Genomic DNA, 1,362 nt, shown 5'->3' on the forward strand with positions numbered 1-1,362 from the left:
ACCACCTCTCTTTGATTATACTATTATATCGAGATGCACACTAGAGTTTTGGGGGATTTGAGTTTGGTTATATATTTGTGTCCGCGCAACAAAGGCGCGGGGAAATGGAGAAAATCATGTTTAATTACAAAAGAATTGAAGATATTTTTAACTATATACGTAGTAATGATTACACTACTGCTGCAAAGCTAGCAGATCTATTCAAAGTATCAGATCGTACAATTCGTACTGATATAAATAATTTAAACAATGAATTACAGGGAGCAAGTGTACAGTTAAAAAGGAAAGCCGGTTACTATTTGGAAATTGAAGATGAAGAAAAGTTCAATTCATTTCTAGATAACATAACATCTAAAGAATCAGATATTGTAGACCTTGATTCCAGTGAAGATAGAATACGTTTCATATTGAACAAACTACTTTATTCACACGATTATATTTCAACTGATGATCTGGCTGACTTGGTTTATGTTTCAAAAAACACATTTTCTAATTACATAAAAATAATAAAGAAATGCCTACCACTTTATAATCTTGAATACATTGTAAAGCCTGGCGTTGGAATAAAAATCATCGGTAATGAATCTGATAAACGAGATTGTATCGTGAATGAAACATATCCGTTAAATGAATATTCAACTGTTTCTGCATTTTCTAAAGGAGAAAAGATTTACTACAACGATGTTGAAGTAAATTATATTGTTTCTTTGTTAATCAATGTTTTCAATAAGCATGAAATTCAAACAGATGATTATAAATTAAAAAATCTTACTATTTACTTTGCATTAATGATTTCCAGAATACTTAATGATGACTACATTAGTGTTATGAATAACACAGAAATTCCCAACAATATTGAGAAAATTATGAATGAGATATGTGAATCATTAAGTAATTATTATGACATAACAATTACTCGTGGTGAAAAACAATATATTTCACTTCATTTTATTTCTAATATTAAGTACAACAATAATTCTATAGATGATCGTTCTATACATAATCTTATTGATTCTTTCTTAGAAGGCATCTACAAAGGATATAATTTTGATTTAAGGGATGACAAAATACTAAGATCTGATCTTTTCTATCATTTCCGTACTTCAATATCAATGATGGAACTTCATTTAGAGAATAAAAACCCTTTATTAAATACCATTAAGACAAACTATCCTCTACCATTTGAGATTTCAAAGACTATTCTTAGTCAAGAATCTAGTCTTATTTCTTTCCCTGAAGATGATGATTATTCGCTCGTAATTGCACCGGTAGTCGCAGAGCTATGCACCACCTCTGTCGTATTAAGTGCACCACCTAACTCTTACCAGAATAATAGCCAATCATGATAGTCATGATTGGCTA

1 protein-coding gene is annotated in these 1,362 nt (G+C 30.0%); it reads left to right on the forward strand.

Annotation, left to right across the window (positions count from 1 at the left end):
• Positions 1-116: 116 nt before the first annotated feature.
• Positions 117-1,346: a BglG family transcription antiterminator gene (locus tag H8909_RS13080; RefSeq protein ID WP_187013137.1), complete on the forward strand. Its 1,230-nt coding sequence runs from the start codon at positions 117-119 to the stop codon at positions 1,344-1,346.
• Positions 1,347-1,362: the final 16 nt, after the last annotated feature.

Origin of the sequence: Catenibacterium faecis (assembly GCF_014306455.1) — a bacterium.
GTDB lineage: Bacteria > Bacillota_I > Bacilli_A > Erysipelotrichales > Coprobacillaceae > Catenibacterium > Catenibacterium mitsuoka_A.